This is a genomic window from Mesorhizobium sp. CA8 (assembly GCF_020164955.1).
Lineage (GTDB): Bacteria > Pseudomonadota > Alphaproteobacteria > Rhizobiales > Rhizobiaceae > Mesorhizobium.
The window spans coordinates 64305-79938 of record NZ_JAIUHG010000016.1 but is presented as its reverse complement, the minus strand read 5'-3'; the positions used below and the strand labels follow the sequence as shown (position 1 = coordinate 79938).

Here is a 15634-nt window from a genome sequence, read left to right as displayed (position 1 = left end):
GTCAGAAATAACCCTCGCGCTTCTTCTTTTCCATCGAGCCGGCCTCGTCGCGATCGATGAGGCGGCCCTGGCGCTCGGAGGTGCGTGCGGTCAGCATCTCCGCGACGATGGCCTCAAGCGTGGCGGCGTCGGACTCGATCGCGCCGGTCAGCGGGTAGCAGCCGAGCGTACGGAAACGCACGAGACGGTTCTCGACCGTCTCGCCAGCGCGCAGCCGCATGCGGTCATCGTCCTTCATGATCAACATGCCGTCGCGCTCGACCACCGGCCGCTCCTTGGCGAAATAGAGCGGCACGATCGGGATGTTCTCCTGCAGGATATACTGCCAGATGTCGAGCTCGGTCCAGTTGGACAGCGGAAAGACGCGGATCGATTCGCCCGGCGCGATGCGGGTGTTGAAGATCTTCCACATTTCCGGCCGCTGGTTCTTCGGGTCCCAGGCATGCTGGGCGTTGCGGAAGGAAAAGATGCGCTCCTTGGCGCGCGACTTCTCCTCGTCGCGGCGGGCACCGCCGAACGCCGCGTCGAAGCCGTATTTGTCGAGGGCCTGGCGCAGCGCCACCGTCTTCATCACATGGGTGTGGGTGTTGGAGCCGTGGTCGAAGGGATTGATGCCCTCGCGCACACCATCCTCGTTGACATGGACCAAAAGGTCGAAGCCGAGTTTCTGCGCCATCTGATCGCGAAAGGCGATCATCTCGCGGAATTTCCAGGTGGTGTCGACATGCAGGAACGGGAAAGGCGGCTTGGCCGGATAAAAGGCCTTCATCGCCAGATGCATCAGCACGGAAGAATCCTTGCCGACCGAATAGAGCATCACCGGCTTGGAGAAAGACGCCGCGACCTCGCGGAAGATGTGAATGGATTCGGCCTCGAGCCGCTGCAGATGCGTGAGCGCGATATTCATGGAGCGTCGAGCGTTCTCTCGTGCCGTCGGGCGGAAATCTTGCACCGCGGGGGCAATCCCATGCCGCTCGGGTGCAAGCTTCACTTCGGACAAACTGTTTCGTGCGTGCGTTCTAACAGATCGGCGCCGCCAATAACAATGCAGGACCCGCGCGGCGCGAGCTGATTAGAGAACGAATTTTCCAAGCATGGCCGGCAAAGCGGAAAATCCTGCCAGGGCATCAAAAGGCGGACGCGAGGAAAGACCGTGCCGTCCGGGGAATTCCGAGGCCGTTCGATCCTGGCCGGATCGGGGGATTTCTGTCGCAACATTGTCGACTGCTCTATCGCAGGGCGGCGCCAGCCGCTATACGGGCTTGGGGAACGGCAGGGGCGGCAAACGGAGATCGGCGAGGCGGCCTTTGGCCGGCTCCATGGAGATCCGGGCGCAACCTGGTAAATTGCGAAGCAAAGCATTGAATCCGTTTACAAAGCTCCGGCGCCGCCTCACGCCCGCACAGATCAATTTCTATTTCTCGATCGTCTGCTTTTTTTCGCCGCCGGTGCTTGGATCGCTGGTCAGCATAGCTTTCAATGCCGGTGGCGTGTGGTCCGTGATGCTTCTGGCGACGAAACGCCGGCGCTTCAACATCGACCAGCCGATGCTCGCGCCAACGGTGGCGATCTATGCCTATTGCGCGGCCATGGTTCTCGCTTCGATCGTCAACGGCACGCTGGCTGCCGATTTGCGGTTTTTCCTGCCGCTGATCACCTTCCTGCTTTTCCCCATCTCCTATTCGACCTGGAGCATCACCGAGAAGGCCACGCTGGCACGCATTGCCATTCTGGCGAGCACCGCGGCCTGCTTCGGCGCGCTGGCGATCGCCCTATTCCAGTATCACTGGCTCGGCGTGAGGGCCGAGGGCGGCGCCGGAAACCCGATCGTCTTCGCAACCGTTACCTGCCTTGCCGCCATGACATGCCTCGCCGGCGCCCTGTCGGGCATCGAGAAACGCTGGAAGCTGCTGGTCCTGGCGGCGATCGCCGGAGCCATGGCGATCGTCTATTCGGGATCACGCATGATCTGGGCGGCCGTGCCGATTGCCGGCATCGTCCTGCTTGTCATCAACCGCCGCCGGTTCACCGGCGCCAGCGTGGCGCGCTTCGTGGCGATCGGCGTGGTGGTTGCCCTTGTGATCGCCGCCATCGGCTCTCGCGTCGTGCTGGATCGAACCGACTTCCTGGTCAGCGACTGGGATGCGCTGAATGCCAATGGCGACCATTCGACGGCGCTCGGCCTGCGCGTGGCGATGTGGGAAATCGGCTTTGCCGCGGTTCGCGAGATGCCGATTTTCGGCCATGGCATCACGGCCAGCCGCGCGCTGATGAAGCAGGGTTTTCAAGAGCAGTTCGGTCTAAGCGCGGGTTTCAGCCATTTTCACAACGGCTTCCTGACGGCGATGGTCGAGGCCGGCCTACTGGGAGCGCTGGCCCTGGCGTCGATCTTCATCGTTGCCGCCTGGAACGCCGCAAGGACGCTGCGCCGCAGCGCCGATCCGGTGGAGCGGTTCGGCGCGACGATGATCCTTGTCGCGGTCATCACCTATCTCACCGGCGGAATGACCGGCATCCTCGTCGGCCACGATATCCTCGACGCGACGCTGATGGTATTCCTGATTGCGGGAACCTACCTTGCGTCCGGGCGGACGGTGGCGCCAACCGGCAAAGACGCGCCTGCCATGGCGCCGAGTGTCAGCCCGCAACCATGAAGGTCCTGGTCACCGGCGCGACAGGCCTCATTGGGCGCCGGGTCTTCAGCCGGTTGCGCGAAGCCGGATTCGACATACGGATCGCTTCGCGCCTGCCGCAGCGGCTGGCGGGAGCGGACGATGCCGTCGCGCTACCCGGCGCCGATGCGCCGCAGGAAGCCTTCCTGGCGCTGATGCGCGACGTGACGCATGTCGTCCACTGCGCGGCGCTCAACAATGATCGCAGCGCCGGCGCGGCCGACTTCCGAACCGTCAACGCGATGCTGACCGGACGGCTCGCCCAGGCAGCCGCCACGCGCACCGACGGGCGCTTCATCTATCTCTCTTCGATCCGCGCCGTGATGGGTGCCGGTTTCAGCGGCACCATCGACGAGGCGACGCCCCCCGCCCCGCAATGCGCCTACGGGCACTCCAAGCGCGAAGGCGAGATCAAGATGCTGGAGGCTTTTGCAACGGCCGGACGCGACGGCGCGACGGCGCTGCGGCTGCCGCCGGTCTACGGCGAAGGCATAAAGGGAAACCTGCGCTGGCTGATGCGGTTGGCGGCCACCGGCCTGCCGTTGCCGACAGCCGCTCTGACGGCGGTTCGCTCGCTCGTCTCGCATGATGCCGTGGCCGGCGCCGTGAGGCATCTTTTGACCCGTCCCGTGCCGCCGCGCCCGACCTATGTGCTCGGCGACGCTACGCCGGTTGCAATGTCCGAAATCGTCGCCGCGTTCCGGCGCGGATACGGCCGGCCTGCCCGGCTTCTTCCCATGCCGGCCTGGCCTTTCCGGGTGCTGGCCACGCTCACCGGCAGACAGGCCGCGTGGCAGGCTCTGGTGGCGACGCAGGTCTGCGATTCGTCGTTGCTGGCCTCGGAAGGCTGGGAACGGGAAACCGATACGCTCGGCCGGCTTGAGGAACTGGCGCGACAAGGGGGCCGTTCGCCGGTACCGTGAGCGGCCAAACGCTCTACGCGCGGAAGACTGTGCCCAGCAATATCTTGAGGTCCAGGCTCGTCGAGGCGGCCTTGATGTAGGCCGCATCGGTCTCAGCGCAAAGTTTTGGATCGGACATGTCGATGCCCTCGATCTGCGCCAGTCCTGTGATGCCTGGAAGTGCGGTGAGCACGCCCAGTTCCTTGCGCCGTTCGATCAGTTCCGTCTGCGTCGGCAGGCATGGACGAGGGCCGACAAGGCTCATCTCGCCCTTGAGCACGTTCCAGAGCTGCGGCAGTTCGTCGACCTTGGTTGCGCGCAGCACCTTGCCGACGACGGTGACCGAACCGGCCGGCGCCTCGTGCGTGGGCAAGGAAGGCGTTGCGAGATACATGGTGCGCAGCTTGCGGCAGGCAAAGAGGGCTCCTCCCCGGCCTACGCGGATCTGCGAGAAGATGGCGGGGCCCGCCGACGTGGCCCGGATCGCCAGCATCGCGACAAGCAGGACGGGCGACGTCAGCGCCAGCATCGGAACGGCGACCGCAAGGTCGAGCACACGCTTCGCCGTCATGGCTCAGATCCGGCGCCAGAGGAAAGCGATGTAGAGCCCAAGCGTGCCCATGAATGTCTGCCGGTAGACGCCGCTTTTGCCGAGCAGGCTGAAACGCCTGAAGACATTACCCTTGCGCGCCCTGATGAATAGGCGAAGGCATAGTGCAGCATCGCGTGCGATGAGGTCGCGGTTGACGGCGAGGCCGCGCAGGTTGGTGTCGGTCCAGGTGGCGAACTGGCCTTTGAACAGACGTGCCAGCCTTGAAAGCCTTGCCCTCCACGAGACATTGGCACCGACAAGATTTGCCGCGTGCTGGCGATACCTGACCAGCGGCCGCGGCTCGTAGCGGACCTTGCCGCCGGCGGCGGTGACGATGAGATAGGCCCACCAGTCATGGCTGACGAATTCGGCTCTGGCCGATGCTTTCGCCAGAAGGTCGCGCGCCTTGCGGTTGAAGAGCATCGTGTTGCCGCCGGCGATGCTTTGCACCAGCGCATTGCGGAAGGACGGCGGACGCCGGAAGAGCGGCGAGCAGCCGGCCGGAACGCCGGTCTGCGAAATGGTCGCGGTGCGCGAGCAGAACAGGAGCGGCGTTTCCATGTCCTGTCCCTCCATCCAGCGGATGGCGCTCTCCAGCCGATCCTCCTCCCAGACATCGTCCTGGTCGCAAAAGGCGTAGTAGTCGGCATCGATGCGCGGATCGATGATCATCGAGCGGAAATTGGCGGCGAAGCCCTTTCGCGGACCATCCACCAGTGTGAGAGAGCCCTTGTTCCAACGGGACCGCCACGTCTCGACGATTGCGGTCGTGGCGTCCGACGAACCGTCGTCGGAGATACAGAGATCGACGAGCGGCCAGGACTGCGCCAGCAAGGATTCCAATTGTTCGCCGATATAGGCCGCGCCATCCTTCGTGCCCATGAGAACGGCGACGCGCTGATCTTTTCTGGTCACGGCGGTGGAATCGCTTGCCCGCAGGGTGTTTGAACAGGTTTCAATAGCCAGTTGCTGGCACGCGGCACAGGTGTAAAGCATGTCTTTATCCGAAACCGGTTCCCGCTTTCGGGAGACATGCTCTAACCGACCTGTCCGGCGGCTTTCGGCGCTGCCTCTTCGCGCAGGCCGCCAATGTCTTCTTCCGCCCTGTAGAACCCGGCCAGGATGGCAAGCGCCGCGGCCTTGTCGCGATCGTGCGTGGCGGCAACCAGCGCCGGCAGGGCCGCCTCGATCTTCGGCCATTCGACGACGCCTGTCCTGAGGCCGAAGATCTTGGCGGTGTCGAGCTCGACCACCTCCTCGTTCTCGGCGTGCAGCGTCTCGTGCAGCTTCTCGCCGGGCCTGATGCCGGTGAAGCGGATCGGAATATCGGTGTAGGGGCTTTTGCCGGCCATGCGGATCATGGTTTCGGCGACTTCGAGGATCGGCACGGGCTTGCCCATGTCGAGCATGTAGATGGCGTAGTCATCCGCGCCCCGACGCTGCTCGGCATCGGCGGCCGACATGATGACGAGATCGACGGCCTCGGCCATGGTCATGAAATAGCGGGTCATGCGCCGGTCGGTGATGGTGACCGGCCCGCCGGCCTCGATCTGCGCCTGGAAGATGGTCGCCACCGAGCCGTTGGAGCCGAAGACGTTGCCGAAGCGCACGGCGATGAATTTCGTGCTCGAACGACGCAGATCGGGAGCGCCGGCATGGCCGTTCGCCGCGCCGGCACGCGGCGGCGGCGACGCCGCCTCGGCCTCATGCAGCGAGGAGACGATCTGCTCGGCCGCCCGCTTGGTGACGCCCAGCACCGAAGTCGGATCAACGGCCTTGTCGCTGGAAATCAGCAGGAACTGCGGCACCCCGCATTCGGCGGCGATCTCGGCGCAGGCGAGCGTGCCGAAGACATTGGTCGCGATCGCCGCTTCCCAGTTCTCCTCGAGCAACGGCACGTGCTTCAGGGCCGCGGCATGAAAGATGATCGCGGGTTTGAACTCGTTGACGAGGCGCGTCATGTGAGGCCGGTCGGTGACGTCGACGATGCGGCTGGTCAGCCGGTCGCGGTCGGCGTCGTCGGTCTGCTGATCGAGCTGGAAAATGCCGAACTCGGAATTATCGGCCACCAGCACCGCCTCGGCGCCCAGTTCCAGCGCGCGCTTGACGAGCACACGGCCGATGGAGCCGGCGCCGCCCGTGACCATCACCCGCTTGCCGCCAACGAAGGCGCCGATGCGCGTGGTGTCGGTGGCGACCGCGGAGCGGCGCATGATGGTTTCCATCTCGACATCATCGAGAACCAGCTTGCCGCCCTGCCCCAGTTCCGACAGGCCGGAAAACTGGACGACGGCGATGCCGCTGTGGCGGGCGACGCGCACCAGCTCGGCATAGTCCTCGATCTCGCGCTCTACCCCCTGGCCGAAGATCAGAAGGTCGAGGCTTTGCGTCCCCTTGACATAGTCTTCCAGCACCTCGACCAGGCGCGGCCTGAGCGCCACGACCGGAACGCCCCGGATCCGCGTGCCGAGCGGCGCGTCGCTCTCGGTGGCCATGATGCCGGCGATGGCGTATTCGGCAGGCTGGGCCGTGCGGGTAAAGCGGACGATCACGTCCGCCTCGCTCAGCCGGCCGATGAACAGCGCCTGCTTGGTCGGGGCATCGCTGGCGGCGCGGCGCAAGATGCGCCAGCTCGCGCCGTCACGCAAGAAGCGATAATAGAGCCTGGGCGCCGAGATGATGGTGAAGGAGACCAGGAAGAAGACGATGAACTGGCGCTCGTTGAGGCCGGCGACCGGCTGGAAAAAGAAGCGGAAGGCAAGCGAGGCCAGATAGAGCACCACCGTCAGGCTGCCGCAGCCCTTAAGGATGTTGAAGAAATCGGGCGTGGAGGCAAAGCGCCAGACGGTGTTGTAAAGGCCGCTGGATCGGAACAGCAGATGGGCGATGAGCACGATGAGCGCCCAGCAGGCCAGCCCGCCGGCGGATAGCGCGTCGAACGACAGCCGCGACTGCGACAGGACGAGGCTGAGAGCAACCGCGACCAAGACCATGACGAGGTCCTGGACCATGATGATGGCGCGCCGCATCCTCGGTCGGAGTTCCGATACGGCTTCTACGTATGCGGTCATTGGGCAGTACTGACTCCAGGCGCGGGGATACTATCAGAACGGCCGCGGACAAAACATCGTCCACCGCCACTTCAGATTGCAATTCCCCGACCCCGTCGCCCGGTTACCGCCTTAGCGCGGAGAGGGCGGGAGGGCTAGAGGTTTTTTGGGCAATATTCGATTGTGCGAATGATTTGACTTGAAGCCGGAATAACTCAGGCTGGATTGCCAGTCGTTCAGAGAAACTGTCAGGCGCCTAACAGGGGGAGCTAATAAATGTCACGATGTGACGATCCGGCTTCACTAAGCCGCAGCACGCTGCCATAAGCTTGTCGCAATGGCCATGAAAGAGGTGCACGGCGGACGTGAGGGGCGAGGGACAAATCACCAGAACAATAGCTGTGGCACCACAACGATGATTTCGGCACTGAACGGCGCTTTCGACGACATATTCAGAGCCATGAAGCTGCGAAGGGTATGGATCGCCCTGGCCCATGAAGATATCGGAGACCAGCATCGGCGCACCACGCTCGGGCCGCTCTGGTTGCTGGTGAACTATCTCGCTTTCGCGGGAACATTCGTTTTCGTATTCCAGCCGGCTGGCAAAGATGCGGCAGGTTACGCTGCTTACGTTGCCATCGGCCTTATGGTATGGTTTTACCTCATGGAGGTCATCTCCCTGAGCGTGCCGCTTTTTAAGCGCGAAGAGAGCTTCATCGAAGGCACGACGCTGCCATTGTTCGTCTATGTGATGCGGCTGACGATACAGTCGGCGATACGGGCCGGCTATGCAGTTGTCGGATGTGTCATCATCCTGCTGATTAGCGGGCCGTCGCTGACGCCTGCGTGGCTGTGGTCGCTTGCGGGACTGCTGTTGATCCTGCTGACTACACCAGCCCTCATCACGGTCTTTGCGTTTACCGGCGCATTCTTCCCGGACAGCGAATTCATCGTCGGCAATCTGATGCGCGTTGGAATGTTCTTTACACCTGTCTTCTGGGTTTATAACGGGCAAGACGCCATACAGACATATGCATATCTCTGGAATCCTTTCACTTACTTCCTGGACGTTGCGCGTACTCCGATCCTCATCGGCGAGTTTCCGAGCAACGCCTTCGCCGTCACCGGCATCACCGCCTTGGTCATGTGGGCGATCGCGTTGCTGCTGCTTGGCAAATATCGCCGCCAAGTCGTCTTTTTGATTTGAGTTTGTGATGGTTTCCATAAAGTTGGACAATGTCAGCCTGGTCTACAAGCTGCACGAAAAACTAACGCTTTCGGCGCCGGATCGGCGTTTGGGCCCGACAGGCGGCAGAATTGAAGGTTCTGGCCGAAAGCAGTTCGTTCAGGCGCTCGATGGCGTCGGTTTCGAACTGAAGGCAGGCGACCGGCTCGGCCTTGTCGGACCGAACGGAGCAGGGAAGACAACACTGCTGAAGGTCCTCTACGGCATCTACGAGCCTTCCGGAGGAAACATCACGATCGAAGGTAGGGTCGATGCCCTTTTCAACATCAACATCGGATTTCGCCGCGAAGCGACGGGCCGCCGGAACATCGTATTGCGAGGCTTGATCAACGGATGGTCGGAAGCGGAGATCGAAGAAAAGATGGAAGACATCATTGCCTTCAGCGAGCTCGGCGATTTCATCGACCTTCCATTCAAGGCTTACAGCCAGGGTATGGCGGCGCGGCTCGCTTTTTCGGTGGCGACAGCGCTTGAACCTGAAATCCTGCTGATGGACGAATGGATTGGGGCAGGTGATGCTTCTTTTCAGGAAAAGGCCAAGAGGCGTATGGACGAACTGGCCGAAAAAGCAGGCATCATCGTTCTGGCGAGCCACAGCGAAGGTCTTATTCAAAGCGTGTGTACGAAGCGGCTGACGCTCAAAGGCGGCCGAGTGGAGTCGCTGACGGCGGTGCCGGTCAGGTCTGCCGAAGCGGCATTGGCCAGCCCCTAGGCCCACAGCGTTCCCCAAAATGACGCCTGCCTGTTGCGACCGAGCCGGAATCTCAATAGTTGTGCATGAGGTTCTGGCTTTCCGCTGTTTCCGGGATGCAAGTATTCTTGGATGAGTCACATTAGAATCGTCTAATTTCCGAATGTTTGCAGGCGAACACGCCGGAATGAACAAGACACGCTGTTGAGTTGTCGATGACGAAGCCGAATGCCGTTCCGATGAATGATCTCAAGCGCCTGTACCAGCGCTATGAGGTTGAAATCGCGCGCGAGGTCGCGAGCACGCTGCGGTCTGGATGGTGGCTCAATGGCTCGGCAGGGAAGCGATTCGCAGCGAACTTTGCGACGTTTGCAGGAGCCTCAGATTGCATCCTCGTCGCCAACGGAACGGACGCCCTTGAACTCGCCTTACGCTCTATCATCGGGCCTGACGATGCGCATGGACGCGAGGTGATCCTGGCGGCGAATGCCGGGGGATATGCCAGTTGCGCGTGCTGGCACAACGACCTCATTCCACACTACGTCGATATCGAACCAGCCAGCCAACTTGCAAGCGTCCAATCGGTGCTGGAAGCGGTGAGCACCGACACGGCTGCGATTGTCGCTACCCATCTTTACGGCGGCGTGGTCGATGTACCCGCCATCCGGGCGGGACTTGTCAATGCCGGCATGTCGCACATCCCAGTCATCGAGGATTGCGCCCAGGCACATGGTGCTCGCATCAGAGGTGAAACGGCTGGATCACTTGGAGACATCGCCACTTTCAGCTTCTATCCGACCAAAAATCTCGGCGCGATGGGTGACGGCGGCGCAGTTCTCACCTCCAACCCAAGACTGGCGGACCGCGTTCGTCAGCTTCATCAATATGGCTGGAGTTCCAAATATCATGTGGCCCTGCCGGGAGGGCGCAACTCTCGCATGGACGAGGTTCAGGCCGCGATTTTGGATGTGCTCCTTCCGGACTTGAACAGCCGCAACGAACAACGCCGCAGCATCGTCAGCCGATTTAGGGCCGTCACCGGACGCCGGCTCAAATTCCTCGACGGCGGCAACGGCGCCGTCGCACACCTCGCGGTCCTGCTGTGTGACGACCGGGACGCATTCCGCACCTTCATGAAGGAGCGCGGCGTCGATACCGATGTCCACTATCCCGTGCTCGATTGCGATCAGGTTGGTTGGGCTGCCCTGCCCATGAAAGGGACCGAAAATCTTGCGATCTCCAGGGCAAGCATCAGTCGTCTCTGTTCCGTCCCGTGCTATCCGGACATGACGAATGATGAGGTCGAGCAAGTGTGCAGAGCCCTTAGCGAATGGGAGGCAATGTGACTGCGCGCTCTCTTGTTTTTCCCATTTACCGCAATGAGCCGAACATCCCTTCCCTGTTGCGGGCCGTCGCCGATTTCGACGCCATGTATGAGGGCGACATCGAGTTTGTTTTTGTCATCGATGGATCGCCGGACCAGTCGGGCGGCCTGCTGGTCAGGGCCTTGAAGGACGCCAGCTACAAATACAAGATCATCTTTCACAGCCGGAATTTTGGTTCCTTCACGGCCATTCGGACGGGGCTTGAGCACGCATCCGGCAAACATGTGGCCGCAATGGCTGCCGACCTCCAGGAGCCGCCCGAACTGATTGTCGAATTCTTTTCGATGCTCGAAAAGGACACGGCCGACGTCGTGTTTGGCCGCAGAACCGGCCGCGACGACCCCCTTCTGACACGCTTCCTGTCCCGGGCCTTCTGGAGCGTTTACCGCAGGCTGATTATGCCCAGCATGCCGAGCGGCGGGGTCGATATATTTGCCTGCAACCGCCAGGCGCTCAATGCGATCCTGTCAATCGAGGAGCCAAACAGCTCGCTTGTGGTTCAGCTGTTCTGGGTCGGATTCAGACGGGAGTTCGTGCCTTACCGGCGGCGCGAGCGGGAGCATGGGAAGAGTGCCTGGGGCATTGGGCGCCGGCTCAGATATATGATGGACTCGATCTTCTCGTTTTCCGACTTTCCGATCGTTTTCATACTCTGGGTAGGAATTGCGGGCTGCGTGCTCAGTCTTGTGTTTGCGGCAATCACCGTCGTCGCCCGTTTGCTTGGCAAAATCGACCCGGCCGGATACACGACGCTGGTGCTGCTGATCGCGGGGTTTGGATCAGCGATCCTCGCGGTGCAAGGCATCCTTGGCTGTTATCTTTGGCGGGCGGTTGAAAATACCAAATCGCGCCCATTGCGGATAATAAGCCGCATTGTCGACGGGACGTCCGCATGAACGACAAACCATTTTTTGTCCATGACCGCGGGATCTGCGAAAGCACGCGCGTCGGCAATGGCACACGCGTATGGGCGTTTGCCCATGTGCTCCCTGGGGCCGTGATCGGCGCGAACTGCAACATCTGCGATCATGTCTTCATCGAAAACGACGTGACCGTCGGCGATGACGTCACGATTAAAAGCGGCGTTCAGCTATGGGACGGCATTCGGCTGGGCAATCGCGTGTTCGTTGGTCCGAATGCGACCTTCACCAACGACCGCTTCCCGCGTTCGAAACACTATCCGGAGTCGTTTCTCCAGACGATCGTCGAGGACGGCGCGTCGATCGGCGCCAACGCAACGATCCTGCCGGGCATAACGATTGGCCGCCAGGCGATGATCGGCGCCGGCGCCGTGGTGACCAAGAACGTGCCGGCAAACGCCGTGGTCGTTGGAAATCCGGCCGTCATCGTTGGCTATCAGACCGGTCCGCAGGTCGAGCCTGTGATGACACAAGCGGCTCCCGGCGCTGCAGGCGACAGGATGGCGCTCGGCGTCGGCGGATGTGAGCTCTGGCGGTTGCCACACTTTAGTGATCTGCGCGGCGAACTGGCCCCGCTCGAGTTCGGACAGAACCTGCCCTTCAAGCCCATGCGGTCGTTTTTGGTCTACGGTGTACCTTCGGACAAGGTCAGGGGTGAGCACGCGCACCGCCAGTGCCACCAATTCCTGATTGCCACCCATGGCCGCCTGTCGGTGGTCGTCGATGACGGTCACGACAGAAAGGAAGTGTCGCTGGCAGATCCCTCGATCGGTCTTTACCTGCCTCCTGTGGTATGGGGTATCCAGTACAAGTTCCAGCCCGATACCGCCCTGCTGGTCATGGCCTCGCATCCATATGATGCAAGCGATTATATCAGGGACTATTCGGATTTCCTCGCTACGGTCAGGCCGGATGACCACTGACCGGATAGGCTCGGATGCGCTTCGTTTTCTTGCTGCGGGAGGACTGAACACCGCGCTGACGAGTGCCGTCTACTTTGCCGGCCTGACGATCCTGTCGTCGGGCATATCCTACACCATTGCCTGGCTGGCAGGCCTCGCATTCGTGATGGTGTTCTATCCGGATCGCGTCTTTCCCGGCGGGCGCACCGGCTTCGCGGATCGGCTGGCAGTCGGCGGTTCAGTCGTCGCGGTGTTCGTGGCCGGCCTGGCGACCCTTCATCTTTTCGAGCGAGCGCTGCAAAGCCGAGCGGCTGCATTCTTTTCAACGCTTGTCATCACGACGATGCTCAACTTTCTGGTTTCTCGATGGATACTGCGCAGACGATACTGATACGCCCCTCTTCGATCCGGGCGGCTATCAATCTCTTTGCGATCTTTGTCGCAATGTACTTTTCCGAGCTGGCCTCCTTTTCGCTGTCCATTGACGAAGAGGTGGCCGCCTTCAGAACCGATTCTTCGATCTGGATTGCCCAGGGGCGTTGGGGGGCCTACCTGATCGAGAGGTTCCTTATCCCAAATCCTGTAATGCCATTGCTGGCTCCGGCGATCTTTGGCGCCGGTTGCGTTGCTGCTTACCTGCTCGTCATGGATACCATCGACAAGCATAGGCTTTCCATCGCCGAATATGCTTGTTTCACGACCTTCTGTGCTTTCCCGACATGGTTCTTCATCGTAGAGTTCTACTCCAACATCGCAGCGGTCGGGATCGGCCTTGCTGCTAGTGCCTTTGCAATTTGGTTGATCAGCAAGAACGGTAGCCCGGCAGATGGTCGGCGCTTCCTCGTTGCGGTCGTTGCCGGCGGTTTTGCGATCTCAATCTATCAGAGTTTCGCACCGGCAATCCTGGTTTTGGGCATTGCCGTCTGCGTTCTGCAGGCACGGGCCGGCATTGAAAGATCGCAGCCGAAAGACCTGATCCGCGTCGGTGGCCTGGTAGTGGGCTCCGCGATTTTCTACGCCGTCGGCAATGCAATTTTCAAATCGTTCATTTCCAAAAGAAGTGAGTATTTCGAGTCGCTTTTCCAGCCGGGTTTTTTCTTTCAACATCCAGTGGTGGTGACCGGCCGGGTACTGGAAGCGATAGGAGAGGCGCTTGGTCTGGACCGTGGCGCTTATGGTGTCATTTTATGGGCAGTTCCGCTGCTGTTAATCCTCGGCGTCTGGACGCTTTTCAAGGAGTTGTCACGCACAAGGTTGCTGCTGCTCGCAGCCGCTTTGGTCTGCTTGTTCATTCCTTTCGGCGTCCACGTTCTGGCGGCCGGCATCATGCCCCTTAGAAGTCTCGTAGGTCTGCCGATAGCGGTCTGGCTCTTCGTCTACCTTGCCGTGACAAGCAACAATGCCAGGATAAGCATCGTGTCGGCGATCCTGCTTGGAGTGGTAATCTTCCAGATCCAGGTGATCCAAAATTATCGGCAGGCGTCCAGCTATCTTGTCGACAAGCACGACACACTCCTAGCCGCAGCTATCTACGAGAGGCTGACGGCGATGCCCGGCTTTGACGCCAGGCGCGCGTATGCTCTGTGCGTGTTCGGCGGGCTGCCGTTTGCCACCAACTATCCCAGGCCCCCCAGCTCAACCGTCGGATACTCATTCTTCGAGTGGGACGGCGGCAATGCCTGGCGCATCACCTACTATATGAAACTGCTCGGCTATTCTAACGTAAACGGCCCGACGGACCAGCAAGTCGATCAAACAATTGTCCGGCTTTCGACGATGCCTGTATGGCCCGCACTTGGCAGCCTGGAAATACAAGGCGACATTGTATTGATCCGGCTTGGCGAAGGCCCGAGTTACGCAAATCAACAGGCACTCACAAGGGTCGCCAACCGCTGAAGGACGCGGCAAGGCTCATGTGAAACTCCTTCGATGCTGTGCGAGTTGATTGCGCCGCTGAGATTGTTTTGATTCATAGGGCCGATGTCCTGCGCCGGGTTCTCCAATTGGGGAACGTGGCCCCATGACCGAGGTCTTTATTCTGAGGAAGCCGAGATCGGACCTCCTCGGGAAATCTCATAGCGCTGCTTCGGGTAAGAACCGCGAGCGATCGAAATCAGCGGCAGCCGGGCCGAGATGCTGTGGTCGAACCCAGCGCGACTCGCGAGTTAACCATCAAGCCCAGTGTTAGGCATTGGATTCGTTGGAATATCACAATCTTCTAATGACATTGCGGTTTCGATGATCAATGCTGCGGACCTTCTGCTGAGGTCGATTCCATGACGATTATCCTTCATATCGGCGTCCACAAAACCGGCACGAGCGCGCTTCAAGCTTTTTTAGCTCGAAACGCCTCTTTGCTTTTGGAGCACGGCGTCTTTTACAAGCCGACAATCCCCGACTGGCCAAACCACAACCCTTTGGTAGCGGCATTCATGCCAGGATCGATCGACCATGGCCCGTCGCGGTTGGCAACGATGCTCGCAGAGGCGGCAGGCAAAACGCTGCTCATCAGCTCGGAAATGCTTTGCCAGCCGGAAGTAGATCTCGATCAGTTTCTATCAGGGCTCAAGGGTCACGACGTTCGCGTCATCGCCTATCTACGCCACCCAGGCGACATCGTAATCTCAGCTTTCAACGAGGTGGTCCGGCATTATGACACGCATTGGACCCGCCCGCTAAACGAGCAGCCCTTCGCCTATGACCCGTCGCAGTTGGACGTTCTCAGGCGCTGGTTGAAAATCCCAAAGCTGGTGCTGGCTCCATATGATCGAGCGCAGTGGGTTGAGGGTTCGTTGTTTAGGGACTTTCTCACCATGATCGGCGTTCCCGGCGATGGGTTCGACTACAGCCAGGTTGGCGGGAACGAATCGCTGCCCTACACCCTGATCGAAGCCTTGAGGCATGTGAATGTTGCGCGCCCTTCCGCTGACCAGCACCGCCTGCTTGTCGAACTTTTCCGGACCATGCAAAGCGAGCCGGGAGAGTATCCGCTGACAGCGAGAAATGTGAGGTATTGCGTCGACCGGATGCGTCGCGCATTGCCTTTCTACCGGCCGCACTTTCGCCCCGGCTTTCAGGAAGATTTCCTTTTTGAACAACGGCATGAGCCAAAAGGCGGATGGTTCAGTTTGCAAAAATCGGCAATTGCGAGAGCGACGGGATTTCTTGCGAAAGCAGCCGCATTCCTTTTGCCGACACTTGATGCAGGTCTATTGTGAGCCCTAGATCGTGATGGCGTTTCGTTGAATCGCCCTCACGATCTAACTCTTTGTTG

General features: G+C 60.6%; 14 protein-coding genes. 10 read left to right on the top strand and 4 right to left on the bottom strand.

Features of this window, described 5'->3' with window-relative positions; translation table 11 throughout:
• Nucleotide 1: 1 nt before the first annotated feature.
• Entirely contained in the window at nucleotides 2-907 is a 906-nt protein-coding gene (gene cysD / locus LB553_RS18430; RefSeq protein WP_263484120.1) for a sulfate adenylyltransferase subunit CysD, read from the bottom strand.
• A gap of 454 nt (nucleotides 908-1361) precedes the next feature.
• Here cysD and LB553_RS18425 point away from each other — a divergent pair, with 454 nt between their 5' ends.
• Complete coding sequence (locus LB553_RS18425) at nucleotides 1362-2654, top strand: O-antigen ligase family protein (protein WP_224515541.1); 1293 nt, start codon at nucleotides 1362-1364, stop codon at nucleotides 2652-2654.
• Nucleotides 2651-3595 (top strand): NAD-dependent epimerase/dehydratase family protein, encoded by a 945-nt coding sequence (locus tag LB553_RS18420; RefSeq protein ID WP_224515540.1) that lies wholly within the window; start codon nucleotides 2651-2653, stop codon nucleotides 3593-3595. Before LB553_RS18425 ends, LB553_RS18420 begins: the two co-directional genes overlap by 4 nt.
• A gap of 13 nt (nucleotides 3596-3608) precedes the next feature.
• Here the strand turns inward: LB553_RS18420 and LB553_RS18415 are convergent, their stop codons facing one another.
• The 3 genes from LB553_RS18415 to LB553_RS18405 form a co-directional block, all read right to left on the bottom strand.
• Nucleotides 3609-4145 carry a sugar transferase gene (locus tag LB553_RS18415; protein WP_224515539.1) on the bottom strand — a complete coding sequence of 179 codons (537 nt, stop codon included), beginning with the start codon at nucleotides 4143-4145 and terminating at the stop codon, nucleotides 3609-3611.
• Nucleotides 4146-4148: 3 nt separating this feature from the next.
• The gene (locus LB553_RS18410) at nucleotides 4149-5081 is read right to left on the bottom strand and encodes a glycosyltransferase family 2 protein (RefSeq protein WP_224515536.1); all 933 of its coding nucleotides are present in this window, start codon (nucleotides 5079-5081) and stop codon (nucleotides 4149-4151) included.
• Nucleotides 5082-5203: 122 nt separating this feature from the next.
• On the bottom strand, nucleotides 5204-7237 hold the full coding sequence (locus LB553_RS18405; protein WP_224515534.1) for a UDP-N-acetylglucosamine 4,6-dehydratase: 2034 nt from the start codon (nucleotides 7235-7237) through the stop codon (nucleotides 5204-5206).
• 316 nt (nucleotides 7238-7553) lie between these two features.
• Between LB553_RS18405 and LB553_RS18400 the strand changes: the two genes are divergently transcribed.
• From LB553_RS18400 to LB553_RS18365, 8 genes are all read left to right on the top strand, one after another.
• The gene (locus LB553_RS18400; RefSeq protein WP_224515531.1) at nucleotides 7554-8423 is read left to right on the top strand and encodes an ABC transporter permease; all 870 of its coding nucleotides are present in this window, start codon (nucleotides 7554-7556) and stop codon (nucleotides 8421-8423) included.
• 7 nt (nucleotides 8424-8430) lie between these two features.
• Nucleotides 8431-9174, top strand: a complete 744-nt coding sequence (locus LB553_RS18395; protein WP_224515529.1) for an ABC transporter ATP-binding protein — start codon at nucleotides 8431-8433, stop codon at nucleotides 9172-9174.
• 194 nt (nucleotides 9175-9368) lie between these two features.
• A complete protein-coding gene (locus LB553_RS18390) occupies nucleotides 9369-10499 on the top strand; it encodes a DegT/DnrJ/EryC1/StrS family aminotransferase (RefSeq protein ID WP_224515527.1) in 1131 nt (376 codons plus the stop codon).
• On the top strand, nucleotides 10496-11434 hold the full coding sequence (locus LB553_RS18385; RefSeq protein ID WP_224515524.1) for a glycosyltransferase family 2 protein: 939 nt from the start codon (nucleotides 10496-10498) through the stop codon (nucleotides 11432-11434). The genes LB553_RS18390 and LB553_RS18385 overlap by 4 nt, the downstream gene beginning before the upstream one ends.
• Nucleotides 11431-12381 (top strand): WxcM-like domain-containing protein, encoded by a 951-nt coding sequence (locus LB553_RS18380; protein ID WP_224515522.1) that lies wholly within the window; start codon nucleotides 11431-11433, stop codon nucleotides 12379-12381. Before LB553_RS18385 ends, LB553_RS18380 begins: the two co-directional genes overlap by 4 nt.
• Nucleotides 12371-12751 carry a hypothetical protein gene (locus LB553_RS18375; protein WP_224515519.1) on the top strand — a complete coding sequence of 127 codons (381 nt, stop codon included), beginning with the start codon at nucleotides 12371-12373 and terminating at the stop codon, nucleotides 12749-12751. Before LB553_RS18380 ends, LB553_RS18375 begins: the two co-directional genes overlap by 11 nt.
• The gene (locus LB553_RS18370; protein ID WP_224515516.1) at nucleotides 12727-14256 is read left to right on the top strand and encodes a glucosyltransferase domain-containing protein; all 1530 of its coding nucleotides are present in this window, start codon (nucleotides 12727-12729) and stop codon (nucleotides 14254-14256) included. The genes LB553_RS18375 and LB553_RS18370 overlap by 25 nt, the downstream gene beginning before the upstream one ends.
• Nucleotides 14257-14636: 380 nt before the next feature.
• On the top strand, nucleotides 14637-15578 hold the full coding sequence (locus tag LB553_RS18365; RefSeq protein WP_224515514.1) for a hypothetical protein: 942 nt from the start codon (nucleotides 14637-14639) through the stop codon (nucleotides 15576-15578).
• Nucleotides 15579-15634 lie beyond the last annotated feature (56 nt).

Coding starts and splice junctions, on each gene's coding strand:
- cysD (WP_263484120.1), bottom strand. CDS start 907: ATGAATATCGCGCTCACGCATCTGCAGCGGCTCGAGGCCGAATCCATT.
- LB553_RS18420 (WP_224515540.1), top strand. CDS start 2,651: ATGAAGGTCCTGGTCACCGGCGCGACAGGCCTCATTGGGCGCCGGGTC.
- LB553_RS18415 (WP_224515539.1), bottom strand. CDS start 4,145: ATGACGGCGAAGCGTGTGCTCGACCTTGCGGTCGCCGTTCCGATGCTG.
- LB553_RS18405 (WP_224515534.1), bottom strand. CDS start 7,237: ATGACCGCATACGTAGAAGCCGTATCGGAACTCCGACCGAGGATGCGG.
- LB553_RS18400 (WP_224515531.1), top strand. CDS start 7,554: ATGGCCATGAAAGAGGTGCACGGCGGACGTGAGGGGCGAGGGACAAAT.
- LB553_RS18395 (WP_224515529.1), top strand. CDS start 8,431: ATGGTTTCCATAAAGTTGGACAATGTCAGCCTGGTCTACAAGCTGCAC.
- LB553_RS18390 (WP_224515527.1), top strand. CDS start 9,369: ATGACGAAGCCGAATGCCGTTCCGATGAATGATCTCAAGCGCCTGTAC.
- LB553_RS18380 (WP_224515522.1), top strand. CDS start 11,431: ATGAACGACAAACCATTTTTTGTCCATGACCGCGGGATCTGCGAAAGC.
- LB553_RS18375 (WP_224515519.1), top strand. CDS start 12,371: ATGACCACTGACCGGATAGGCTCGGATGCGCTTCGTTTTCTTGCTGCG.
- LB553_RS18370 (WP_224515516.1), top strand. CDS start 12,727: ATGGATACTGCGCAGACGATACTGATACGCCCCTCTTCGATCCGGGCG.
- LB553_RS18365 (WP_224515514.1), top strand. CDS start 14,637: ATGACGATTATCCTTCATATCGGCGTCCACAAAACCGGCACGAGCGCG.